This window comes from Actinoplanes octamycinicus (genome assembly GCF_014205225.1).
GTDB classification, from domain to species: domain Bacteria; phylum Actinomycetota; class Actinomycetes; order Mycobacteriales; family Micromonosporaceae; genus Actinoplanes; species Actinoplanes octamycinicus.
In genome coordinates, this window is the sequence record NZ_JACHNB010000001.1 from 7695926 (window position 1) to 7718247 (window position 22322).

The window sequence follows — 22322 nt, forward strand, 5'->3', positions numbered from 1 at the left end:
GCAGACTCAAGCTTGTCTATACAGCCCGGTGAACGGAGCACCCCGATGCCCCCACGTCGCCCCGTCCCCCTCCTGCTGCCCGTGCTGGCGCTGGCGCTGGCCCTGGTCGCCGTGCCGGCCTCGGCCGCGAGCCCGCTGACCGTCGCGCAGGCGATCACCACCCAGAGCGGCACCGGCACGGTCCTCGGGTACATCGTCGGCGAGCCGACCGGCACCAGCACGGTCCGGTTCAGCGGCTTCACCGGGGACACCGCCCTGGCCCTCGCCGACAGCCGGACCGAGACCAGCCCGGCCAGGATGCTCTACGTCCAGGTGAGCAGCGCCTACCGGTCGTCGTTCGGGCTGCTGAGCAATCCGTCGCTGATCGGCCGGCAGCTGACCGTGACCGGGACGCTGACCGCGTACTTCACGCATCCGGGCCTGAAATCGCCGTCCGCGATGACCCTGGGCACGACCTCGACGCCCACCCCGACGCCGACCGCCTCCAGCGGCACCGACGCCTACTACGCCGCCGCGAGCGGCAAGTCCGGGGCCGCGCTGAAGTCCGCGCTGCACACGATCATCTCGACCGGCGCGACGAAGCTGTCCTACGAGGCGGTCTGGGACGCGCTCAAGGTCACCGACCAGGACCCGGCCAACTCGGCGAACGTCATCCTGCTCTACTCCGGGATCAGCCGGTCCAAGTCGCTCAACGGCGGCGACCCCGGCGACTGGAACCGCGAGCACGTCTGGGCCAAGTCGCACGGTGACTTCGGCACCAGCGCCGGGCCCGGCACCGACCTGCACCATCTGCGCCCGGAGGACGTCACGATCAACGCGCTGCGCAACAACAAGGATTTCGACTCCGGTGGCAGCGCGGTCTCCGGCGCGAGCGGCAACTACACCGACGCGGACTCGTGGGAGCCGCGCACCGCGGTGAAGGGTGACGTGGCCCGGATGATCTTCTACATGGCGGTCCGCTACGAGGGCGACGACGCGTGGCCGGATCTGGAGGTCAACGACGCGGTCACCAACGGCTCCCGCCCGTACCTGGGCCGGCTGTCCAAGCTGCTCGCGTGGAACGCGCAGGATCCGCCGGACGCCTTCGAGAAGAATCGCAACCAGGTGGTCTACGCCTCCTACCAGCACAACCGCAATCCCTTCATCGACCACCCGGAATGGGTGAGCTCGATCTTCGGCTGACAGATCACCGACCCGATTTCCGGTACGGCGTAAGCGCTCACACACGGGGGCTTCCGGCGTACCGGAAATGGGGGTTGATCGGAGTGGGGTGATTGCTGATAGGGTCACGTCCGTGAACACCGGACCGGCCTTGAGCCACGCACGGATTGGCGACCCGGTGGATCGCTGACCGCCGCTCGATCGGCACGCGGACCGCCGCGACGACAGGACTCACACCCTGTCGATGTCGATTCCGAAATGCGAGGTCAGCTCCATTGCCAGCCACCTTCAACCACACCATCATCGCGTCCAAGGACCGTGTCGAGTCGGCGCGCTTCTACAGTGAGCTGCTGGAGGCGCCCGCGGCTCCGTCGTGGGGATTCTTCACCAACATCCAGCTGGACGGCGGGGTGTTGTTGCAGTTCGCCGAGCCGCCGGTGGACATTCAGATGCAGCATTACGCTTTTCTGCTCGACGACGATCTGTTCGACCGGGCATTGGCCCGGCTGCGGGACGCCGAGATCGAGCATTGGGCCGATCCGCAGATGCGCCGGCCCGGTGAGATCAACAATGAGCACGGCGGCCGCGGCGTCTATTTCAAGGATCCCGCCGGGCACGCCGTCGAACTGATCACTCGCCCTTACCTCTGACGGATCGCCGCCGGGCGTCCACATTGGCGGTCATCGCTGCCAGGACGCCCGGCAACTCCGCGACGGTGGCGGCGGGCAGGCCGCGCACGGTCTCCTCGGCGAGCGCCGACCACAACTGTTTCACCTGATCCGCGAGGGCCCGCCCGGCCGCGGTCAGCTCCACGACGCTGGCGCGTTTGTCACCCCGGGCCTGGGTACGCTGAACGTGCCCGGACGCCTCCAGTTTGCGCACCATGAGGGTGACGCTCGGCGGCTCGCAGCCGAGCGCCTCGCTGAGCTGCGCCTGGATCCGCGGTCCGGTCCGGTCCAGTTCGAGCAGCAGCGCCTCCTGGCCGGGATGCAGCCCGAGCGGCGCGAGCAGCGTCGCCGCCCGGGCCCGATGCCGCAGGCTGAGCAGCCGAATCGCCTGGTTGAGCGCGTCCGCCTGAGCGAAGTCCATCGACCACTCCTTGACAGCCGAGAAGGTTATCTGGATAACGTTATGCGCGTAACTAAATCTATCACCGGAGGACGACATGGTCCTACTGCTGGCCTGCGTCTGCCAGTTCATGGTCATCCTGGACGCGGCCATCGTGAACGTGGCGCTGCCGTCGATCCAGCACGATCTCGGCTTCACCGCGACCGGCCTGGCCTGGGTGGTCAACGGATACTCGCTGACCTTCGCCGGGTTCATGCTGCTCGGCGGGCGGGCCGCCGACCTGTTCGGGCACCGGCGGATGCTGGTCGCCGGGCTCGGCGTGTTCACCGCGGCCAGCCTCGCCGCCGGGCTGGCCACCAGCGCCGGTCTGCTGGTCGCCGGCCGCGCCGCGCAGGGCGTCGGCGCCGCGATGCTGGCCCCGGCCACCCTCGCCGTGCTCAACACGCACTTCGTCACGCCGGCCACCCGTACCCGGGCGTTCGCCGCCTGGTCCGCGGCCGGCGGCGTGGGCGGGATGGCCGGAGCCCTCGCGGGCGGCGCGCTGACCACCCTGCTGTCCTGGCGCTGGGTCTTCCTGATCAACGTGCCGATCGGCGCCGTCCTGATCGCCGCCGCCCTGCTCGCCCTGCCCGCCCGCCGGGTCCGGGAGCGCCCGTCGCTGGACCTGCTCGGGGCTCTGACCGGGACCGCCGGCCTGGCCATGCTGATCTACGGGGTGATGCACGGCGCCGGGCTCCCGATGCTCGCCGGAGCCGCGCTGCTCGGACTGTTCCTGCTGGTGGAGGCCCGGTTCGCGGCCCGGCCGATGGTCCCGCTCGGATTGTTCCGGATCCGCGGGGTGGCGGTCGGCAACGTCATGCTGCTGCTGTTCGGCGGGATCGCGGTGGCGATGTGGTACTTCACCTCGCTGCTGCTGCAGAACGAACTCGGCTTCACCGCCCTGCGCGCCGGCCTCGGCCAGACCCCGGCGGCGGTGACCTTCGTGCTGGTCGCCCGCTGGGCCGGCGCGCTGCCGCCGCGGATCGCGGTGCCCGCCGGGTGCGGCTGCCTCGTGGCCGGCTTCGGCTGGCTCGCGGCAGCCGACGGCGGCTACCTGACCGCGGTCCTCGGCCCGACCCTGATCGTCGCGGCCGGGATCGCCCTGACCTTCCCGGCGATGATGGCCGCCGCGACGTCCGGCGTCCCGGAGGGCGACGCGGGCACGGCCGGCGGTCTCGCCACCACGTCCAACCAGGTGGGCAGCGCGGTCGCGCTGGCGGTGATGGCCACGGCCGCCACCTACGACCACGTCTTCACCCTCGCGGCCCTGATCGGCCTGGCCATCGCGGTGACCGGCCTGCTGCTCCCCCGCTCCGCCCACACCCCGGCGATGACATCAGGCACCGCCCGATGACGCCGCCGGGGTCAGCAGGACTCGCTGACCCGGGCACCCGATGCGGCCGCCCGATGACGCGGCCGGGGTCAGGAGCGCTCGCTGACCCGGGCACCCCATGCGGGCCGCCCGATGGCGGCGCCAGCCCAGGAACGCCCGTCGTCCGGGCCCAGCCGATGACGCCGCCAGCCCAGGAACGCTCGCCGCCCGGGCCCGCCCGATGACGCCGCCGGGGTCAGGAACGCTCGGTGACCCGGGCGCTCATCGCGGGCTCCAGCTCGGCCGCATGGTTGTCGTCGAAGACGGCGTCCTGCAGGCGCTCCGGGAAGATCCGCCGGATGTCCGGGCCGTAGCGGGAACCGTCGCCGGGACCCTCGCTGGTCGGCGGATCGGTCAGGTGCACGGCCACCGGGATCAGACTCGACGACGAGACGGCGCCGCCGGTCCCGCACATCGCCCACACATAGACCGTCCGCGCCTGATCCGCCGAGGTCAGTGTGGGCGGATCGGCGCCGATGACCCGCACCCCGCAGGCCCGCCACTCACCCGCCTGCCCCAGGCCCGGCGTGCTGCCACGCTCGATCACGTCCCGGGCGACGAGCGCCAGCTCGGCGCGCACCGCCTCGGGCAGCTCATCCTCGCCACCGGAATCGCGGGCCACCAGGTAGATCCCCGCGCCGGCGGCCACCCCGACGGCCACCGCCGCCACCACCCACCCGCTCCGGATCCTGCCTGCCACGGCCAGCAGGGTAGCCCGCCCCCTCCACCCGCAGCCCGAGCCTGTCGACCTCAGCGGGTGAAGACCGCTCGCCAGCGGACCACCAGTCGTGAGTCGGGGGCCGGCACCTCCTCCACGGCGAGCTGGCGCAGGCCCGGAGCGGCGAAGGCGTCGATCTCGGCGCGGGTCAGGGGCCACGGTGGGCCTTCGCCGGGAGCGTCGGTGGCGGCCGCGGCGAGGACGAGCAGCGTTCCGCCGGGGGCGACGAACTCGCCGACCACGGCGATCGCCCGGGCCCGGATCTCGGTGGGCAGGGCCTGGACGTTGTTGCTCTCCAGCACCAGGTCGAACGTCCGGTGCCAGTCCGCGGGCGGGTCCAGCAGGTCGGCGACCCGGTAGTCGACCGGCGAGCCGGGGTGCCGCTCGCGGGCCAGGGCGATCGCCGTCGGCGAGATGTCGAAAGCGGTCACCGCATAGCCCAGGGCGGCGAGGTGCTCGGCGTCGCGCCCCGGGCCGCAGCCGACCACCAGCGCACGCCGCCCCTCCCCCGGCGGCAGCGGGAACTCCCGCAGGTTGACGCTGGCGGCCGCGACGTCCCACGGCACCGTGGCCCGGCCGTCCTGCGCCTCCGCGTAGAGCCGCTCGAACCAGCCGGTCGCATCCCCGGCCGCCAGCGACGAGGCCGCGAACTTCCGCGTGTCGGTGGCACCGTCCGGCCGCGCACCACCAGCGGCCTCCTCAGGCGCGGCACGACCGGCCGGGCCGGGCGCGGAGCCGGACGACTGAGAACCAGAACCGGAGCCGGACCACTGAGAACCGGATGCGGAGTCGGACGACTGAGAGCCGGACGCGGAGGCAGGCGGCTGAGCACCGGACGCGGAGGTCATCGGGGGACGACCCGGCGGAGTTCGCGGAGGGCCTGGCGGCGGACGTCGCCAGTGAGGGTGTCGATGTAGAGGCGGCCGTCGAGGTGGTCGGTCTCGTGCTGGAGGGCGCGGGCCAGGAACCCGGTGCCGTGGATCACCAGGGGCTCGCCGTGCTGGTCGAAGCCGCGGGCGGTGACCGACTGGGCGCGCTTCGTCGCATAGCCGAGGCCGGGCAGCGACAGGCAGCCCTCGTCGTCCTCCTGCTCGCCGTCGAAATCGGACAACACCGGGTTCACCAGGTGGCCGACCTGGCCCGCCACGTGGTACGAGAAGACCCGCAGGCTGACGCCGATCTGCGGACCGGCCACCCCGGCGCGGCCCGGCTCGCGGACGGTGTCCTCCAGGTCCCGGACGATCTCCCGCAGGCTGGCGTCGAAGTCGGTGACCGGGTCGGCGGGTGTGCGCAGGACCGGGTCACCATAGAGCCGAATCGGCCGAACTGTCATGCCCCAGACCTTATCCGCTCGTTACGCCTGCCGGCTCAGCCACTCGTCGAAGGTGGTCGGCGCGAGCCGCGCGTCCGACCCGGGCAGCAGCACCTCGCCGGCCATCGACACGTCGAACAGCGACGACCAGGTGGGGACCAGTCTGACCACCCGGCCCCGGGCGGCGTGGGTCCGCCGGGCCATGTCCACCAGGTCCTGCGTCTCCGGCCCGGCGACGTCGCGGTGGCGCCCCTGCGGCTCGCCGGTGGCGATCTCGGCGAGCACGGCGGCCACGTCCTCGGGCGCGATCGGCTGCACGAGCAGGGGCGCGATGGTCGCCGCGCCGTCCCGCTCGGTCCAGCCCGCCACCATCTCGGCGAAGTCGTGGAACTGGGTCGCCGGGACGATCGTCCACGGCACCGGGCCGTCGCTCACCAGCCGCTCCTGCTCCCGCTTGCCGGCGTAGTGCGCGTTGCCCTCGACCCGGTGCAGACCGGCGATCGACAGCAGGACGTGGTGCCGCACCCCGGCGCGCCGGCCGGCGGCGAGCAGGTTGCCGGTGGCGGCGCCGAAATAGGCGACGGCCTCGTCGCGGTCGCCGGCCGGGCCGTTGGTGACGTCGACGACGGCCTCGACGCCGGCCAGGGCGGCGTCCAGGCCGGCGCCGGTGACCAGGTCCACCCCGAGCGACCGGCTGATCCGGACGACCCGGTGCCCGGCGCGCTCCAGGGCGGCCACGGTGAGTGCTCCGATGTTGCCGGTCGCTCCGGCTACGGCGATGCGCATGCTGGTCATGACGCTCCCCTCTCTCCACCGGCACCGTATCTCGGACAATGCAGGTCCGCAATATCTGCGATAGGATTCGGTCATGAAACTGCCGGTCAGCACCGAGTGGCTGTTGCACTGCGCCGCGTCGCTGGCGCAGCTGGAGGCGGGCGCCACCGCGTCGGCCACCCAGCTCGCACGGTATTTCGACGTGCCCGCGGCCTACCTCGCCAAGCAGCTCCAGTCGCTGGTCAGAGCCGGGGTGCTGACCGCGACCACCGGGCCGCGCGGCGGGTTCCGGCTGGCCCGCGACGCCGCACGGATCACCCTGCTGGACATCGTCGAGGCGGTCGACGGCGCCGCGCAGCCCTATGAGTGCCGGGAGATCCGCCAGCAGGGCCGCGGCGCGTTGAGCCCGGAGGAGTGCCGCAGCCCGTGCATCCTGGCCCGCAAGATGGCCGAGGCCCACGACGCCTGGCGGCAGAGCCTCGCCGCGACGACGCTGGCGGACATCGTCGCCGCGATCCCCGCGTCCGCCCCGGCCCGCACCCGCGCGCGCCTGACCGGGACACCCTGACACCGGCCGGACCGCCGCGGGGAACCGGTCAGCTCTCCGGGGTGACCACCCGGGACAGCGCCACCCCAGCGACGATCAGCGCGAGCGCCGCGACCCGTCCCGGCGTCAGCGGATCCTTGTGGAGCACCACGCCCAGGGTGATCGCGCCGACGGCGCCGATCCCGGTGAAGACGGCGTAGGCGGTCCCGACCGGCAGCCCCTTCATCGCCAGCGACAGCAGGTAGACGGCGACGGCGGCGAGCACGAAGCAGACCAGCGTCGGCAGCAGGCGGGTGAAGCCGGCCGTCGGCTTGATGCTCTGCGACCAGGCCACCTCGACCAGGCCGGCGGCGATCAGCAGCAGCCAGCTCACCGGTCCGCTCCGATCTTGCGAGCCGCGGTGCGGGCAGCGGACCGGGACACCTCGTGGGCCTCGCGCAGCTTCGCCAGGCCCGGGTCGATCCGCGCGTTGACCAGTTCGGTGCCGACGAACGCCATGTCGGACTCCGGGACCGCGAAGTGCCCGGTGAAGAAGTCACGCAGGTAGCGCTCCTGGTGGTCGACCGGGTGCCGCGGGGTGCCCGGCCCGTAGGCCCCGCCCCGGGCGTGGGCCACCACGAACCGGCGGCCGGCCAGCGACATCTTGGGGAAGGTGACCTGGTCGATCCAGGCCTTCAGCGACGCCGGGATGCCGAAGTTGTACATCGGGGTGGCGATCAGCACCGTGTCGGCGGCGACCAGTTCGTTCAGCAGCGGTTCGACGATCGCCCAGGCCGCGGACTGAGCCTCGGTACGGACTGCCTCGCCGTACCGGGAGATGTCGGTGATCTGGTGCTCCAGCACGTAGTCGCACAGCTCGGTCCAGGCCTCGCCGATCTGCGGGACCGGGGTGATCGCGAGATCCCGGTGCAGATGGCGGCCGTCCGGGTGGGCCGCGCGCCAGGCGTCGGCGACCGCGTCACCGACCTCCCGGCTGAAGGACCGGCGGCGGGCGCTGGCGTCGAGGTGCAGCAACGTCGGGGTGGTGGCAGACATGCTCGGCTCCTGACAGACGATCGGCTAACCGGACACCGCGTCCAGTTATCTCGACCGTAGCAACCGGACAGCGTGTCCAGTTATTCCGGGGGTGCCGTAGGCTGACGTGGTGGAGACGAGGGAACGCGCGGACGCCGCCCGCAACCGGGCCAAGGTGCTCGCCGCGGCGGCTTCACTGTTCGCGGCCGGGGACTCCCGGGCGGTCACGATGGAGGACATCGCCCGCGCGGCCGGGGTGGGCCGGGGCACGCTCTACCGGCGCTATCCGGACGTGGCGTCGATCGCGGCGGCCCTGCTCGACGACCACGAGCGCACCCTGCAGCACGAGTTGATGCAGGGCGAGCCGCCGCTCGGGCCGGGGGCGCCGCCGCACGAGCGGCTCGCCGCCTTCTTCGCCGCCATGGTGGACCTGCTGGAGCAGCACAGCCATCTGGTGCTGGGCGCGGAGGCCGGGCCGCGCCGGTTCGCGGTCGGCGCCTACGGCTTCTGGCGGGCCCACGTCCTGGCGTTGCTACGGCAGGCCGGCGTCGCCGACCCGGACGCCCTGGCCGACTCGGTGCTCGCCCCGCTGGCCCCGGAGGTCTTCCGCCACCAGCGCGCCCAGGGCATCACCCCGGACCGCCTCAAGGCCGCCCTGACCCACCTGGCCGCCACCGCCACCCGCTGATCCACCCGCCACCACGACCAGCCGGCACACACCGGAGAAGATCAGGCCGCCTCGTCAAGAGCGGCCACTGCCCGGCGCTGACCCGAGCCGAGCACGGAAGCGGAGACCGAGGCAGGCGCGGAGGTCACTGCGGAGGTCACTGCGGGCGCGGGAACAGCGGCAGAGGTAGGGGCCGCGGGCGACGGCACGGCCTGCAGGCCGTCGAAGCGGATGGCGGTCAGGTTGGAGGCGACGGCGCGGTCGATGATCGTGATGGTGGCGGCTTCGCGGTGGACCCGGTGGGCCGGGTCGGCGACGTTGCGGAGCAGCCGCTGCCAGTTCTGGTAGTGGGTGGCGAACGACGACCGCCGCACCTTGCGCTTACGCGCCTCCTGCCCGGCCAGCGCCTCCTCGGCGGCGACGTCCAGGAGCAGCAGGTGGGTCCGCCGGCCGGCGCGGGCCGCCGCGGCGGTGATCAGCTTGCGGACCCAGGAGCGGGTGCCGCTCTCGTGCACCACGATCGCCTCGTCGCCGCGCAGCGCCCGGAACAACCGGGCATAGTGGGCGGCGTGCACCAGCGGCCGCCAGTAGCGGTAGGGCAGCCGGCCGAGGTACGGGCTCCACTCCACGCGGGCCCGCTCGGAGTCCAGCAGCCGCACGCCGGGCCGCGGGAAGAGCCGTTTCAGCAGCGTGGTCTTGCCCGCCCCGGGCACCCCGGCGACCACCAGCACCGAGCGCGCCGGGTAGTTCAGCTCGCCGACCCGCCGGCCCCGCAGGTCCTGCCCCGCGCCGGGCACGGCAGCCCGCCCGACAGCAGACGAGCCGGAGAAAGGCACAGCGGCGACACCGGACGGGGCGACCCACGCGGGCGGCATCAGGGCGGGCGGGATCACGGCCGTGAGCGGCACTGTGTCCAGGAAGGTGCGCTCGCGATGAAGGGGCTCGGTGAGGGTGGTCATCGGTCTCGGTCCAATCCCGCCGCGGCAGCGACCGAACTCCCGACACAGCACCGAGACCCCGGCCCCTGTCCCGGCGACAACGTCACCTGCAGGGCCGAAGGTCTGGTCCACCCCGGCAACCCGGAGCCCGGCCGCCGGGAGCCCGCAGGCTCCAGGATGTCGAACGACCGACGAGGGACTACTCCCCTTCGCGGGAAACTATACCGCGACTCCACAAGCCCCCTCCGCCTGCGAAAAGGACCACGAGAACGAGGCGCGAGCGAAGGCCGCGGGAGGGGGCCGGACGCGAAGACCGGAGCCGCCGATGCGGGCCGCGGAAAGGAGCGGCGAACGGAAGGCTCACGCCACGAAGAGCGTCGCCCGGTCGCGCAGCAACAGGTGCTTCAGCTTGATCAGCGACCGCCGCGTCTGGCTCTTCACGACGGTGATCGGGACGTCCAGCTCGGCCGCCACCTGCTCCACGCTGTGGTCGGCGAAGTAGCGCAGCAGCACGATGGTCCGGTCCCGGGCGGGGAGCCGGCTCAGCGCGTCCATCATCGTGATCCGCAGGTCCCGGTCGACCGCGTAGGACGGCTCGCGCAGCTCCCCCGGCGTCGACTCGGTGGAGCTGCGGCGGCGCCGGTGGTCGAGGTAGGTGCGCACCAGGACCTTCTGCGCGTACGCCGAAAGGTTGTCGCTGCCGGCGGCCCGCTCCCAGCTCAGGAACAGCTTGGTCAGCGTGGCCTGGGTCAGGTCCTGGGCGAGGTGCCAGTCGCGGCAGAGCTGGAACGCGGTGCTGTGCAGGCGCGCGGAGCTGTCCGACGCGAAGCGCGTGAACTGCTCGGTCGAGGCGGGCGCGCGGGCAGGCGCCGGAACCGGGGGGTCGAGGAGTTCAAGCATGGCCAGGGTGTCGCCTTCTCTGCAGCCACCGTGGCAGGCATCGCCACAGTGGACCGTCTCGGGGAAACGCGTGCGCCAAAGTACGCGGTCCTCCCCCGTTCGTGGGGGCGGACGCCGAGAGTGGCACGCAATAGGTAGAGAAGGCTCGGAGGCCGCTATGCGCCGGCTGTGTCCGCGTCCCGCAGCGCCGCGCGCAGCGGCCCGGCCTTGGCGGCCGCCTCGGCGACCTCGGCCTGCGGGTCGCTGTCCGCGGTGATCCCGCCGCCGGCCCAGGCGTGCACCCGCTCGCCGTCGACCGCCACGGTCCGGATGCTCAGCCCCAGGTCGAGGTGGTCGTGACCGATCCAGCCCAGGGCGCCCATGCTCACCCCGCGGCCCACCGGCTCCAGGGCGGCGATCTGGTCGAGCGCGGCGAGCTTGGGCGCTCCGGTGACGCTGCCACCTGGGCAGACCGCGCGGAGCAGGTCGGCGAGCCCGACGTCGCCGTCGAGGGCCGCGGAGACGACCGATTCGGCCTGCCACAGACCACACCACTGGCGGACCGCGAACAGTTCGTCGACGCGCACCGGGCCGGTGCCGGGCAGCCGGGCCAGGTCGTTGCGCTCCAGGTCGACGATCATGACGTGCTCGGCGCGTTCCTTGGCGGAGGCGAGCAGTTCCCGGCGGCCCGCCTCGGTGGCCGGCCGGGTGCCCTTGATCGGCCGGGTCAGCACCCGGCCGTCGCGGACCTCGACGAGGGTCTCCGGCGAGGCGGTGGCGAGCGCCCACCGCCCTTCCGGGTCGGCCAGGACCCCGCCGTATCGCGCGCCGGGCAGGGCCGCGACGCGCCGCAGGGCCGCGGTCGGATTTCCGACGTACGGAGCAGCCGCGTGCCCGACGACGTTGACCTGGTACACGTCGCCCCGCCCGATCGCCGCGCGGACCTGGTCAATCGCCCCGGCGTGCTCGTCCGGCGTCCAGCTGGCCCGCCACGGGCCGAGTTGCCAGCCGGTTCCATGCTGGGGTGAACCGGGGGCACCCCGGTCGGCGTGTACCCAGACGACGGCGTACACGTCGGGGACGACGGGGACCGGAGTGGGGCCGCCAGGAGTGGCGTTGATCATCACGCATCCGGCATCCGCGGACACGTAGAGCGACGCTCCACAGATATCGGAATGGCCATCCGGCCGAGATTTGTCAGCCGAACGGCCGAGGTTTCGCACCGCTAGTCCGTTGGCGGCGAGGAACCCGGTCAGAAGCTCGGCAGGGTCACCGGAATCACCCCGGTGCCACCGGAAGACACGTAACGCATGGTGACGGGCATGGCAGGCGGTCGGAGCCGCCGGCGGAGCACCGGGAGGAGGTGCCGGAGAGTGGTCGACAGACCCCTGGGCGTGGACCATCGATACGGCGGAACCGCGGGCCGATGCCGTCACCGCAGTGAACCGTTCTCGTTCGATCTGAGGTAACGTTCGAGCCCGACTTTGTGAGCCTTCACACAGCCCCCGACCGGAGTAAACCCAAGATGTGCCAGCACCGAATCCCCTGCCCTCCAGCCGATGCCATCGATCGCGAAGCCGCCAAGACCGTGGCGACCTTCTGCGAACAGGGCTGGAGCCTGCTCTGCAACGGCGTCATCGTTTTCGAGGACACCGGCGAGCTCCTGCCGGACGGCACGACCATCGAGCCGCACCGCGGTCCGGCGGTCCACGCCCTCGCAGCGTAATTACTCAGAGTAACAAAACGAACGCCCGGCTGGACAGAGACGGCGCAGGCCGCGATCCGTGGACCGCGACCTGCGCGAGATGACCGATGTCAGCTCTCGAAGGCTTCCGGCGAGGGGCAGGAGCAGACCAGGTTCCGGTCCCCGTAAGCCCCGTCGATGCGGCGCACCGGCGGCCAGTACTTCGCCGTCCGGTCGACGCCCTCCGGGAAGCCGGCCACCGACCGCGGGTACGGGTGCGACCACTCGTCCGCGGTGACCGCCGAGGCGGTGTGCGGCGCGTTCGCCAGCGGGTTGTCGTCCTTGGGCCAGGTGCCCGCGGCGACCTGGTCGATCTCGCCCTTGATCGCGATCATCGCGTCGCAGAACCGGTCCAGCTCGGCGAGGTCCTCGCTCTCGGTCGGCTCCACCATCAGGGTGCCCGCCACCGGGAACGACATGGTCGGCGCGTGGAAGCCGTAGTCGATCAGCCGTTTCGCCACGTCGTCCACGGAGACGCCGGTGGCCTTGGTGATCGGCCGCAGATCCAGGATGCACTCGTGCGCCACCAGGCCGTGCTCGCCCGCGTAGAGCACCGGGTAGTGCTCGCGCAGCCGGGCGGCCACGTAGTTGGCGGCGAGCACCGCGGTGGCGGTGGCGTGGGCCAGCCCGTCCGGGCCCATCATCCGCACGTACGCCCAGGAGATCGGCAGGATGCCGGCCGAGCCGTGCGCGGCGGCCGAGACGGCGTGGTGGTCGCCGGCCTCCAGGGGGTTGCCGGGCAGGAAGTCGGCGAGGTGGGCGCGGACCGCGACCGGGCCGACGCCGGGGCCACCGCCGCCGTGCGGGATGCAGAACGTCTTGTGCAGGTTCAGGTGCGAGACGTCCGCGCCGAACTTGCCCGGCTTGGCGAAACCGACCAGGGCGTTCAGGTTCGCCCCGTCGACGTAGACCTGGCCGCCGGCCTCGTGGACCCGCTCGCACAGCTCGGCGATGCCGGTCTCGTAGACGCCGTGGGTGGACGGGTAGGTCACCATGATCGCGGCCAGCGCGTCCCGGTGCTTCTCGATCTTGGCGGCCAGGTCGGTCAGGTCGACGTTGCCGTTCTCGTCGCAGGCGACCACGACGACCCGCATCCCGGCCATGACGGCGCTGGCCGCGTTCGTGCCGTGCGCCGACGACGGGATCAGGCAGACGTCGCGGTGCACGTCCCCGCGCGCGCGGTGGTAGCTGCGGATCGCGAGCAGGCCGGCCAGCTCGCCCTGGGAGCCGGCGTTCGGCTGGACGCTGACCGCGTCGTACCCGGTGATCTCGGCGAGCCAGCCCTCCAGCTGGGCGACCAGGTGCTCGTACCCCTCGGTCTGCGACGCCGGGGCGAACGGGTGGATGTTCGCGAACTCCGGCCAGGTGACCGCCTCCATCTCGGTGGTGGCGTTCAGCTTCATCGTGCACGAGCCCAGCGGGATCATGCCGCGGTCCAGGGCGTAGTCCCGGTCGGAGAGCTTGCGCAGGTAGCGCAGCATGCTCGTCTCGGAGTGGTGGGTGTTGAACACCGGGTGGTGCAGGTAGTCGCTGGTCCGGGCGAGCGGCTTGGCGCCGCAGGTGGCCGGCTCGGCGACGGTGGCCCCGAACGCCGCCAGGACGGTCTCGACGTGCGCCGCCGTGGTGGTCTCGTCGGTGGAGATCGACACCCGGTCGGCGTCGACCAGGCGCAGGTCCACGCCGTTCGCCGCGGCGGCCGCCACGATCTGCTCGGCGCGGCCCGGCACGACGGCCGTGACGGTGTCGAAGAACGCCTGGTGGGCGACCTCGACGCCGGCCGCGGTGAGGCTGCCGGCCAGGGTCAACGCGTGGTCGTGCGTCCGCTTGGCGATGGCGCGCAGGCCGGCCGGGCCGTGGTAGACCGCGTACATGCTGGCCATCACGGCCAGCAGGACCTGCGCGGTGCAGATGTTGCTGGTCGCCTTCTCCCGGCGGATGTGCTGCTCGCGGGTCTGCAGCGCGAGCCGGTAGGCGGGCGCGCCGTCGGCGTCCTTGGACACCCCGACCAGGCGGCCGGGCAGGCTGCGCTCCAGACCGCTGCGCACCGCCAGGTAGCCGGCGTGCGGGCCACCGAAACCGAGAGGTACGCCGAAGCGCTGCGTCGTACCGGCCGCGATGTCCGCCCCGATCTCGCCCGGCGCCCGCAGCAGCGTCAGCGCCAGCAGGTCGGCGGCGACCGTGACCAGGGCACCCTTGGCGTGCGCGGCCTCGACCAGGGCGGCGTGGTCGCGGACCGCGCCGGACGCGCCCGGGTACTGCAGGTGCAGGCCGAAGAACTCCTCGGGCAGCTCCTCGTCGCGGTCCAGGTCGACCAGCTTGACCTCGATGCCCAGCGGTTCGGCCCGGGTGCGCAGCACGGCCAGAGTCTGCGGGAAGGTGTCGGCGTCCACCGCGTACACCGAACTCTTGACCTTGGACGCGCGGCGCGCGAGCGTCATGGCCTCCGCGACCGCGGTGGCCTCGTCGAGCATCGACGCGTTCGCCGTGGTGAGCCCGGTGAGGTCGGTCACCATGGTCTGGAAGTTCAGCAGGGCCTCCAGGCGGCCCTGGCTGATCTCCGGCTGGTACGGCGTGTAGGCCGTGTACCACGCCGGGTTCTCCAGCACGTTCCGCTTGATCACCGCGGGCGTGTGGGTGCCGTAGTAGCCGAGACCGATCATCGGGGTGACCAGGGTGTTGCGCGCCGCGATGGCGCGCAGCTCGGCGATCGTCTCCTCCTCGCCGATGCCGGCCGGCAGGTCGAGGGAGCCGTGGAACCGGATCGACTCCGGGATCGCGGCGTCCATCAGCTGATCGAGCGACTCGTACCCGACCGCCTTGAGCATCTCCGCCTGCTCATCGGCCTGCGGGCCGATGTGGCGGTGGGTGAATGACGAGGTCATGGGCGACTCCCAGGTTCGAGAAGGCTGACAACGCCCTCCCCCTCTGTCATACCCACATCGGGGCACTTCAGAGTCGCCTGCCCGCGCGGTCCGTTTGCCTGTAGAGATTCCGGGGAGGAGTTGCCCCTTCGGCGCCTGGATGTGCAGGTCTCTCCCGCGCGGCTGGCACCCAACCTACCAGTGCGACCGGTCATGATCGGAATGCCTAGGCTGGGCGTGTGACGTATTCCGCTGCTCATGATCGTTACGAGTCCATGACCTACCGCCGCGCCGGGCGCAGCGGGCTCCAGCTGCCCGCCATCTCGCTGGGCCTGTGGCACAACTTCGGCGACACCCGGCCCGCCGACCGCCAGCGCGACATCGTCCGCCGCGCCTTCGACCTCGGGGTCACCCACTTCGACCTGGCCAACAACTACGGGCCGCCGCCCGGCAGCGCGGAGACCAACTTCGGGCGGATCCTGGCCGGTGACCTGAAGCACCACCGCGACGAGCTGATCATCTCCAGCAAGGCCGGCTACACCATGTGGGACGGCCCCTACGGCGACTTCGGCTCGCGGAAATACCTGGTCAGCTCGCTGGACCAGTCGCTGAAGCGGCTCGGCGTCGACTACGTCGACATCTTCTACCACCACCGGCCCGACCCGGACACCCCGCTCGAGGAGACGATGGGCGCGCTGGACCACCTCGTGCGGTCCGGGAAAGCGCTCTACGTCGGCCTGAGCAACTACAAGTCGGAGCAGACCGCGCAGGCCGCCGCGATCCTGCGCGAGCTGGGCACGCCGCTGCTGATCCACCAGCCGTCGTACTCGATCCTGAACCGCTGGATCGAGCACGACAACCTGCTCGACACCCTGGAGGAGGCCGGCGCGGGCTGCATCGCGTTCAGCCCGCTGCAGCAGGGCCTGCTCACCGACCGGTACCTCAACGGCATCCCGGACGACTCGCGGATCCGGACCAGCGTCTTCCTCAACGAGGAGGCCCTGGACGCCAAGACGCTCGGCCGGCTGCACGCGCTCAACGACATCGCCAAGTCGCGCGGGCAGTCCCTGGCCCAGCTGGCCCTCGCCTGGGCGCTGCGCGACCCGCGGATGACCAGCCTGATCATCGGCGCGTCCAGCGTCCAGCAGCTGGAGAACAACATCGCCGCCCTGGACAACCTGTCGCTGACCCAGGACGAGCTGGACGCCATCGACGGCACCGTGCTCGACCTCTGAGCTAAATCCGGTGCGTGCCCGCGACCGGGATGACTACCGTTCGCGGGCATGAGCGGGCTGGTCGAGAAGCACACGATCCTGGGCGTGGTGGTCGGGTCCCGGGCCTACGGCCTGGACGGGCCGGACAGCGACCACGACCGGCGCGGCGTCTACGCCGCGCCGACCCGGGACTTCTGGCGGCTGGACAAGCCGCCGACGCACCTCGACGGGCCGGCCGAGGAGCAGTTCTCCTGGGAGGTCGAGCGGTTCTGCACGCTCGCCCTGCAGGCCAACCCGACGGTGCTCGAAGTGCTCTGGTCGCCGATCGTCGAGCGGATCACGCCGGACGGCGAGGAACTGCGCGGCGTCCGGACCGCGTTCCTGTCCCGGCGGGTCGCCGAGACCTACGGCAACTACGCGCGGGACCAGCTCGACCGGGTCGCGGCGCGCCGGGCGCGGACCGGGGAGACCAACCACAAGCAGGCGATGCACATGATCCGGCTGCTGATGGCCGGGGCGCACGTGCTGCGTACCGGGGAGGTGCTGGTCGACGTGCGGCACCTGCGGGACCGGCTGCTCGCGATCAAGCAGGGGCTGGTGCCGTGGGAGGACGTGACGGCCTGGGCCGCGACGCTGCTCGGGGAGCTGGACGAGGCCGCGGCGGCCACGACACTGCCGGAGCGTCCGGACCGGGGCCGGGTCGACGAGCTGCTGCGAGGGATCCGGGAACGCGGGCTCCTGGCGTACGGGAAGAGGGGTTGAGATGACCACCGAAGTGCCGGAGTGGGCGGCGGACGCGGCCCGGCAGCTGCCCTATCCCCTGATCTTCTGCACGGTGAGCGGGGCGCACCTGTACGGGTTCGCCTCGGTCGACTCCGACCTCGACCTGCGCGGCGCGCACGTGCTGCCGGCGGCCGAGGTGGTCGGGCTGCGCACCGGCCCGGACACGCTGCAGCGCGGCGGCGTCCGGGACGGTGTCGAGCTGGACGTGGTCTCGCACGACCTGCTGAAGTTCGCCAAGCTGCTGACGAGCCGCAACGGCTACGTCCTGGAGCAGCTGCTGTCGCCGCTGGTGGTGCTCACCTCGCCGCTGCACGCCGAGCTGGTCGCGCTGGCCCCCGGGCTGATCACCCGCAACCACGCCTATCACTACCTGGGCTTCTCGCACAGCCAGGAGAAGCTCTACGCCAAGAACGGCGAGCTCAAGCCGGCCCTCTACACGCTGCGGGTGCTGCTCACCGGCATCCACCTGATGCGCACCGGGCGGCTGGAGACCGACCTGCGGATCCTGGGCGCCGGCATCGACTACGTGCCGGACCTGATCACCGCGAAGCGGGAGGCCGAGCACGGCCCGTTCCCGCCGGGCGCGGCGGACCGGCTGACCGCCGACATCCCGCGGCTGCGCGCCGAGCTGGAGGCCGCCCGGGACAGCTCGCCGCTGCCCGGCAAGCCGTCCTGGGAGGCCGTCGACGCCTTGCACGACCTGGTCGTCCGCACCCGCCTGGCGACTCAGGAGAAGTCGGCGTAGGCGAGGTGCGCCCGGCAGCGCCGGCACCGGAACAGGAACGCCGAGATGGCGCCGTCGGGGACGAGATAGGCGAGAAGGGTCTCGTCCCCGAGATGCTCGACCAGCGACTCCCGGGCGTCCGGCAGCGCCTCGATCTCCCGGGCGCCCACCTCGCCCAGAAACGCGGCGCCGTCCCCGCAGTGCGCCAACCAGGTCTCCTGCTGCCAGCCGGAGAAGCCCGGCGTGCGCCGGATGACCGCGTCCGGCAGGTCCCCCACCGCGTCGGTGAACTGCGCGTCGAACTTCGCCGCCGCACTGCCGTCGGCTATGCACCATGGGCACAGCCGGCGGCGTAGATCGGCGACGGCGTAGACCGGCCCGACGTAGGTCATCGGGCGCTCCCGCCCACAGCAGGCGCAGAGAACCGGCTCGGGCCGGATGGCGCCGGTCGCGATCGGATCCGGGTGGTACGGGAAGTCGGGCAGCTCCACCGCGCGATCCTGGCACAGCCCCTCACACGCGAGTGAACTCCATGACCCAATTGGACTCCCAGGTCTGACCGCCGTCGGCGGAGAACTCCTGCTCCCAGCGGGCCGACGTCGGGGTGATGTCCGACCAGATGAAGTGCGCCTTGATCGGCTTGCCCTCGTGGGTGTCGTCGCCGTAGAAGTCGCCGCGGCCGCCGGCGAACCGTCCGGTCACCGGCGGGTACTGGCGGCCGGTGCGGCTGCTGGACCAGTACAGCGACCACTCCTCGCGCTCGACGTCGAACAGCCGCAGGGTGAACCCGCTGCTGCCCAGCGTCGGGAAGACGATCTCGTCGATGTTGCCGCCGCCGCCGAAGATCTGCTGGCCGGTCGACGTGCCGGGGAAGGTGACCCAGTCGTCGCTGCCGCTGAAGAGGGTGGTGAGCCGCCGGTTGAGCACGGTCCAGGAGCCGATCAGGAAGTCGAAGTCGTTCATGGCGATGATCATGGGACGTTACCCCTGACAGCTTCTGTCAGGGGCCTGGGAGAATCCGCGGATGCGTGCCAGCCGACTGCTCTCCCTGCTGCTCCTGCTGCAGAACCGGGGACGGATGAGCGCCACCCAGCTCGCCGCCGAGCTGGACGTGACCGCGCGGACCATCTACCGCGATGTCGAGGCGCTGGTCGCCGCCGGGGTGCCGGTCTACGCCGAGCACGGCCCGACCGGCGGCTACCAGCTGATGGACGGCTACCGCACCCGGCTGACCGGGCTGACCGCGGAGGAGGCCGAGTCGCTGTTCCTCACCGGGATGCCGCAGCCGGCCGCCGAGCTGGGGCTCGGGGCGCAGGTGGCCGCGGCGGAGCTGAAGCTGATGGCGGCGCTGCCGACGCCGTACCGGGACGCGTCGATCCGGATCCGGCAGCGGTTCCACCTGGACGCCCCCGGGTGGTACCGGGAACCGGGCCGGGTGCCGCACCTGCTCGCCGTCGCTGAGGCGCTCTGGCAGGACCAGGCGATCGAGGTGCGGTACCGGCGGTGGTCGCCCGAGCCGGGCGAGGTGACCCGCCGGCTCCAGCCGCTCGGCCTCGTCCTCAAGGCCGGAGTCTGGTATCTGATCGCGGTCGGCGACGAACGGCCCCGCACCTACCGCGTCTCGGCGATCACCGGCCTGCGGCTGCTGCCGGACCGGTTCACCCGGCCGGACGGCTTCGACCTCGCCGAGTTCTGGCAGCACCACGTGGCACGCTTCGAGCAGTCCGACACCGACCAGGTCGCCGTCGTCACTCTCAGCCCGCGGGGCGTCGCCGACCTGCCCGACCTGCTCGGGCCCCGGGCCGCCCGGACGGCGCGGGGCACCCTGGCCGATCCCGGGCCGGACGGCTGGCGGCAGGCGACGATCCCGCTGGAGAGCGTCCCGCACGCGGCCGCGAGCCTGCTTCGGCTCGGCGCCGACGTGCGGGTCCTCGAACCGCCCGCGCTGGTCGCCCACATGGCCGCGACGATCCGGGCGATGGCCCGGCTCTATCCCCGGTCAGGGTCGGCGGCCGATCCAGACGTCGCGGGTGGCCCGGACCACCAGGTCGTCCCGGCCGGGTAGGTCCGCCACGATCGCGCCGAGGGCGGCCACGTCCGCCGCGCTCAAGCGGTCCGCGAGGCGCTCGCGGGTGCGGTCCAGAACGACCTGCGCATACCGCCTCGCCGTCGCGGACAGCGGGGCCGGCAGCTCGATGACGAAACTGCGCTCACCGACCAGGTCGAAGCCCGCCCCCTTGAGCTGGGCGCCCCAGTCCAGGCCCATGTGCATGCCGGCCTCCAGCCGCAACCGGCCCAGCTCGGCCTGGCAGCGCTCCTCCAGCGCCGCCCCGGCCGGGTCGGTCAGGAAACGCGGGAACCCCTCCAACTCGGCGATCATGAAGACACCGCCGGGCCGGAGGACCTCGCGGACCTGCCCGAGCGTGCGTGCCGGATCGGCCAGGTGGTGCAGGGACGCCGACGCCCACACCAGGTCGGCCGGGCCCAGCTCCGGCCAGTCACCGTCGAGGTCGGCCCGCACCGTGCGGATCCGGTCGCCGAAACCCGCCTCGCCGGCCCGCTCGCGCAGCCGGGCCTGCATCTGCTCGTCGACGTCGACAGCGGTGAGCGTGGCGCCCGGCAGCTGCCGGGCAAGGGCGATCGTCCCGGTGCCGGTGCCCGCGCCGAGGTCGACGATCCGGGCATCGGCCGGGACGAGCTGGCCGGCCCAGCCGATCACCTCGCGGTAGTAGTCGGCCAGCACCTCGGCGTCGAGATCGAGCATCTCCGCCATCTGCCCATGGCCGTGATCGCCGTGTCCGTGTCCGTGCTCGCCGTGACCGTGCTGTCCGTGACCGTGCTGTCCGTGACCGTGCTGTCCGTGACCGTGCTGGCCGTGACCGTGCTGGCCGTGACCGTGTTCGTGTGCCATGCCCACGACGGTAGCGTCGCCTTGCGCCACCGGCATAGCATCTTGCGTATGACGCAAGACGGAGAATTGGACGCCCTCGTCCGCCAGCGCATCCGCAGCCTCCGGGTCGCCCGCGGCTGGTCCCTCGACGAGCTGGCCTCCCGCGCCTACCTCACCCCGTCCACGCTGAGCCGGATCGAGACCGGCCACCGCCGGATCGCCCTCGACCAGCTGGCCGCCATCGCCCGCGCCCTCAACACCACGCTCGACCAGCTCGTCGAGTCCGGCCGCGACGAGGACGTGGTGATTCGCCCGCACCACGACGAGCAGCGCGGCATGACCACCTGGCTGCTCACCCGGGACAGCGCCCCGGCCGGGATGACCGTCGCCAAGCTGCGCGTCGACCGCCCGGTCCCCGCCGACCTGCGGGTCCACCCCGGTCGCGACTGGTTCGTGGTGCTCTCCGGCACGATCGTGCTGCGCCTGGCCGAGCGCACCATCGTGGTCCGGGCCGGGGAGGCCGCCGAGTTCTCCACGATGGTGCCGCACGCCTTCGGCTCGACCGGCGGCCCGGCCGAGGTGCTCTGCATCCTCGACCAGGAGGGCGAGCGCTCCCACCTGGGCCCGCATCACTAGCCCGAGATCAAACCCGATTTTCGGTACGCCCGGAGCCGCCCGGCCACCACACCTCACCCCACCGGCGGCGCCCATCCCGGCCGCCTGATCAGGCAAAACGGGTGCCCAGCCGGATCGGCGAAGACGTTCTCCCCGGCCAGCCGCACCGCCCCGAGCGCCAGCACCGCCGCGGCCGCCTCCGCCAGGTCGTCGACCATCACGTCGACGTGCATCTGCTGCGGCACCGCCGGATCCGGCCAGGTCGCCGCCCGCTGATCGGGCGCCCGCTGGAACGCCATCCCGGACGTCGTGGTGTCCTTCGCGACCACCACGAAGTCCCCGTCGTCGTAGGTGACCGGCTCCCCGAGCACCGCACTCCAGAACCGCGCCAGCCCCAGGGGGTCCGGGCCGTCGAGGATCAGGTGGTGTAGACGTCCGATCGCCACGACGCTAATCTCCCCCACTTCAAGATCCACAGCAACGGACAGGTCACATGAGCATCGACTACTTCTGGAAACGTGTCCCCGAGGCGAGGATCGCCGACCTCTCGCCCTGGGACCTCGCCGGCCTCGTGCCCGGCTGGTTCGACGACGAGTTCGCCGCGCAGGTGCGCGAGCAACGACTGGTCGGCGCCGAGGACACCGGAGCCATGGTCGGCGCGCTGCTGGGCTGCGGCGTGACCAGCGACGCCTCCCGGCGGGCCGTCGAGCACTTCGTCATCGTCCCGGACAACTGGGACGACAACGCCATGACCGGCTACCTGCCGGCCGCGGACGTGCGGACGATCGCCGAGTTCCTCGCGACCGCGCAGCCCGGCGCCTGGGCCCGGCAGCACGCCGCAGCTCTGGCCGCCCGGTTCGCGGAGCTCGGCTATCAGCGGCCCTACGAGCCGGAGACGGCCGCCGAGGTGGTCGAGACCACCGAGGCGGTCGCCGCCCTATTCAGAGCGGCGGCCACCAACGGCGAAGCGGTCATCCTCAAGGTGGAGGCCTAACCGTTTCC

Annotated in this window: 27 protein-coding genes and 1 riboswitch; of the genes, 12 read left to right on the plus strand and 15 right to left on the minus strand. The window is 72.2% G+C overall.

Features of this window, described 5'->3' with window-relative positions; all coding sequences use genetic code 11:
* The first annotated feature begins 45 nt into the window (after positions 1–45).
* Together BJY16_RS34740 and BJY16_RS34745 are read left to right on the plus strand one after the other, a co-directional pair.
* Positions 46–1182, plus strand: a complete 1137-nt coding sequence (locus BJY16_RS34740; RefSeq protein ID WP_185043783.1) for an endonuclease — start codon at positions 46–48, stop codon at positions 1180–1182.
* Between the two features lie 254 nt (positions 1183–1436).
* Complete coding sequence (locus tag BJY16_RS34745; RefSeq protein WP_185043784.1) at positions 1437–1811, plus strand: VOC family protein; 375 nt, start codon at positions 1437–1439, stop codon at positions 1809–1811.
* On the opposite strand, the gene BJY16_RS34750 is transcribed toward BJY16_RS34745, so the two are convergent.
* Positions 1792–2250: a MarR family winged helix-turn-helix transcriptional regulator gene (locus BJY16_RS34750; RefSeq protein ID WP_185043785.1), complete on the minus strand. Its 459-nt coding sequence runs from the start codon at positions 2248–2250 to the stop codon at positions 1792–1794. The two genes, BJY16_RS34745 and BJY16_RS34750, sit on opposite strands and share 20 nt — an antisense overlap.
* 76 nt (positions 2251–2326) lie before the next feature.
* On the opposite strand from BJY16_RS34750, the gene BJY16_RS34755 reads away from it, so the two are divergent.
* Positions 2327–3622, plus strand: coding sequence for an MFS transporter (locus BJY16_RS34755; RefSeq protein WP_185043786.1), 1296 nt, complete (start codon positions 2327–2329; stop codon positions 3620–3622).
* A 214-nt stretch (positions 3623–3836) separates the two neighbouring features.
* On the opposite strand, the gene BJY16_RS34760 is transcribed toward BJY16_RS34755, so the two are convergent.
* The 4 genes from BJY16_RS34760 to BJY16_RS34775 are packed head-to-tail and all read right to left on the minus strand — an operon-like array spanning position 3837 to position 6456.
* Complete coding sequence (locus BJY16_RS34760; RefSeq protein ID WP_185043787.1) at positions 3837–4340, minus strand: hypothetical protein; 504 nt, start codon at positions 4338–4340, stop codon at positions 3837–3839.
* Positions 4341–4390: 50 nt separating this feature from the next.
* Positions 4391–5206, minus strand: a complete 816-nt coding sequence (locus BJY16_RS34765; protein ID WP_239177925.1) for a class I SAM-dependent methyltransferase — start codon at positions 5204–5206, stop codon at positions 4391–4393.
* Entirely contained in the window at positions 5203–5691 is a 489-nt protein-coding gene (locus BJY16_RS34770) for a peptide deformylase (protein ID WP_185043788.1), read from the minus strand. The genes BJY16_RS34765 and BJY16_RS34770 overlap by 4 nt, the downstream gene beginning before the upstream one ends.
* 21 nt (positions 5692–5712) lie before the next feature.
* A complete protein-coding gene (locus tag BJY16_RS34775) occupies positions 5713–6456 on the minus strand; it encodes an SDR family oxidoreductase (protein ID WP_185046815.1) in 744 nt (247 codons plus the stop codon).
* An 82-nt stretch (positions 6457–6538) separates the two neighbouring features.
* On the opposite strand from BJY16_RS34775, the gene BJY16_RS34780 reads away from it, so the two are divergent.
* The gene (locus BJY16_RS34780) at positions 6539–7012 is read left to right on the plus strand and encodes an RrF2 family transcriptional regulator (RefSeq protein ID WP_185043789.1); all 474 of its coding nucleotides are present in this window, start codon (positions 6539–6541) and stop codon (positions 7010–7012) included.
* A 28-nt stretch (positions 7013–7040) separates the two neighbouring features.
* Here the strand turns inward: BJY16_RS34780 and BJY16_RS34785 are convergent, their stop codons facing one another.
* Together BJY16_RS34785 and BJY16_RS34790 are read right to left on the minus strand one after the other, a co-directional pair.
* Entirely contained in the window at positions 7041–7364 is a 324-nt protein-coding gene (locus tag BJY16_RS34785) for a DMT family transporter (RefSeq protein WP_185043790.1), read from the minus strand.
* A complete protein-coding gene (locus BJY16_RS34790; RefSeq protein WP_185043791.1) occupies positions 7361–8026 on the minus strand; it encodes an FMN-dependent NADH-azoreductase in 666 nt (221 codons plus the stop codon). The genes BJY16_RS34785 and BJY16_RS34790 overlap by 4 nt, the downstream gene beginning before the upstream one ends.
* Positions 8027–8135: 109 nt before the next feature.
* Here BJY16_RS34790 and BJY16_RS34795 point away from each other — a divergent pair, with 109 nt between their 5' ends.
* Positions 8136–8693: a TetR/AcrR family transcriptional regulator gene (locus tag BJY16_RS34795; protein ID WP_185043792.1), complete on the plus strand. Its 558-nt coding sequence runs from the start codon at positions 8136–8138 to the stop codon at positions 8691–8693.
* Positions 8694–8734: 41 nt separating this feature from the next.
* On the opposite strand, the gene BJY16_RS34800 is transcribed toward BJY16_RS34795, so the two are convergent.
* From BJY16_RS34800 to BJY16_RS34810, 3 genes are all read right to left on the minus strand, one after another.
* Positions 8735–9631, minus strand: a complete 897-nt coding sequence (locus BJY16_RS34800) for an AAA family ATPase (RefSeq protein ID WP_185043793.1) — start codon at positions 9629–9631, stop codon at positions 8735–8737.
* 339 nt (positions 9632–9970) lie between these two features.
* Entirely contained in the window at positions 9971–10510 is a 540-nt protein-coding gene (locus BJY16_RS34805) for a sigma-70 family RNA polymerase sigma factor (protein ID WP_185043794.1), read from the minus strand.
* A 155-nt stretch (positions 10511–10665) separates the two neighbouring features.
* Positions 10666–11892 (minus strand): chorismate-binding protein, encoded by a 1227-nt coding sequence (locus BJY16_RS34810; RefSeq protein ID WP_185043795.1) that lies wholly within the window; start codon positions 11890–11892, stop codon positions 10666–10668.
* Positions 11893–12014: 122 nt separating this feature from the next.
* On the opposite strand from BJY16_RS34810, the gene BJY16_RS34815 reads away from it, so the two are divergent.
* Positions 12015–12215 (plus strand): DUF5999 family protein, encoded by a 201-nt coding sequence (locus BJY16_RS34815; protein WP_185043796.1) that lies wholly within the window; start codon positions 12015–12017, stop codon positions 12213–12215.
* 89 nt (positions 12216–12304) lie between these two features.
* Here BJY16_RS34815 and gcvP read toward each other — a convergent pair whose 3' ends face one another.
* Positions 12305–15115, minus strand: coding sequence for an aminomethyl-transferring glycine dehydrogenase (gene gcvP / locus BJY16_RS34820; RefSeq protein WP_185043797.1), 2811 nt, complete (start codon positions 15113–15115; stop codon positions 12305–12307).
* Between the two features lie 76 nt (positions 15116–15191).
* Positions 15192–15282: riboswitch (glycine riboswitch) on the minus strand.
* A 51-nt stretch (positions 15283–15333) separates the two neighbouring features.
* On the opposite strand from gcvP, the gene mgrA reads away from it, so the two are divergent.
* The 3 genes from mgrA to BJY16_RS34835 are packed head-to-tail and all read left to right on the plus strand — an operon-like array spanning position 15334 to position 17836.
* On the plus strand, positions 15334–16329 hold the full coding sequence (mgrA, locus tag BJY16_RS34825) for an L-glyceraldehyde 3-phosphate reductase (protein WP_185043798.1): 996 nt from the start codon (positions 15334–15336) through the stop codon (positions 16327–16329).
* Between the two features lie 48 nt (positions 16330–16377).
* On the plus strand, positions 16378–17070 hold the full coding sequence (locus BJY16_RS34830) for a nucleotidyltransferase domain-containing protein (RefSeq protein ID WP_185043799.1): 693 nt from the start codon (positions 16378–16380) through the stop codon (positions 17068–17070).
* A 1-nt stretch (position 17071) separates the two neighbouring features.
* Positions 17072–17836 carry a nucleotidyltransferase domain-containing protein gene (locus BJY16_RS34835; RefSeq protein WP_185043800.1) on the plus strand — a complete coding sequence of 255 codons (765 nt, stop codon included), beginning with the start codon at positions 17072–17074 and terminating at the stop codon, positions 17834–17836.
* Here BJY16_RS34835 and BJY16_RS34840 read toward each other — a convergent pair.
* Complete coding sequence (locus BJY16_RS34840; protein WP_203759259.1) at positions 17818–18306, minus strand: CbrC family protein; 489 nt, start codon at positions 18304–18306, stop codon at positions 17818–17820. The genes BJY16_RS34835 and BJY16_RS34840 overlap by 19 nt on opposite strands.
* Positions 18307–18328: 22 nt before the next feature.
* Positions 18329–18778: a hypothetical protein gene (locus BJY16_RS34845; protein ID WP_185043801.1), complete on the minus strand. Its 450-nt coding sequence runs from the start codon at positions 18776–18778 to the stop codon at positions 18329–18331.
* Between the two features lie 61 nt (positions 18779–18839).
* Here BJY16_RS34845 and BJY16_RS34850 point away from each other — a divergent pair, with 61 nt between their 5' ends.
* On the plus strand, positions 18840–19880 hold the full coding sequence (locus BJY16_RS34850; protein WP_185043802.1) for a helix-turn-helix transcriptional regulator: 1041 nt from the start codon (positions 18840–18842) through the stop codon (positions 19878–19880).
* Here BJY16_RS34850 and BJY16_RS34855 read toward each other — a convergent pair.
* Positions 19815–20579 (minus strand): class I SAM-dependent methyltransferase, encoded by a 765-nt coding sequence (locus BJY16_RS34855; protein ID WP_203759255.1) that lies wholly within the window; start codon positions 20577–20579, stop codon positions 19815–19817. The two genes, BJY16_RS34850 and BJY16_RS34855, sit on opposite strands and share 66 nt — an antisense overlap.
* 195 nt (positions 20580–20774) lie before the next feature.
* Between BJY16_RS34855 and BJY16_RS34860 the strand changes: the two genes are divergently transcribed.
* Positions 20775–21341 (plus strand): helix-turn-helix domain-containing protein, encoded by a 567-nt coding sequence (locus tag BJY16_RS34860; RefSeq protein WP_185043804.1) that lies wholly within the window; start codon positions 20775–20777, stop codon positions 21339–21341.
* A 53-nt stretch (positions 21342–21394) separates the two neighbouring features.
* Here the strand turns inward: BJY16_RS34860 and BJY16_RS34865 are convergent, their stop codons facing one another.
* Complete coding sequence (locus tag BJY16_RS34865) at positions 21395–21766, minus strand: VOC family protein (RefSeq protein ID WP_373873486.1); 372 nt, start codon at positions 21764–21766, stop codon at positions 21395–21397.
* 47 nt (positions 21767–21813) lie between these two features.
* Here BJY16_RS34865 and BJY16_RS34870 point away from each other — a divergent pair, with 47 nt between their 5' ends.
* Complete coding sequence (locus BJY16_RS34870) at positions 21814–22314, plus strand: hypothetical protein (RefSeq protein WP_185043805.1); 501 nt, start codon at positions 21814–21816, stop codon at positions 22312–22314.
* Positions 22315–22322 lie beyond the last annotated feature (8 nt).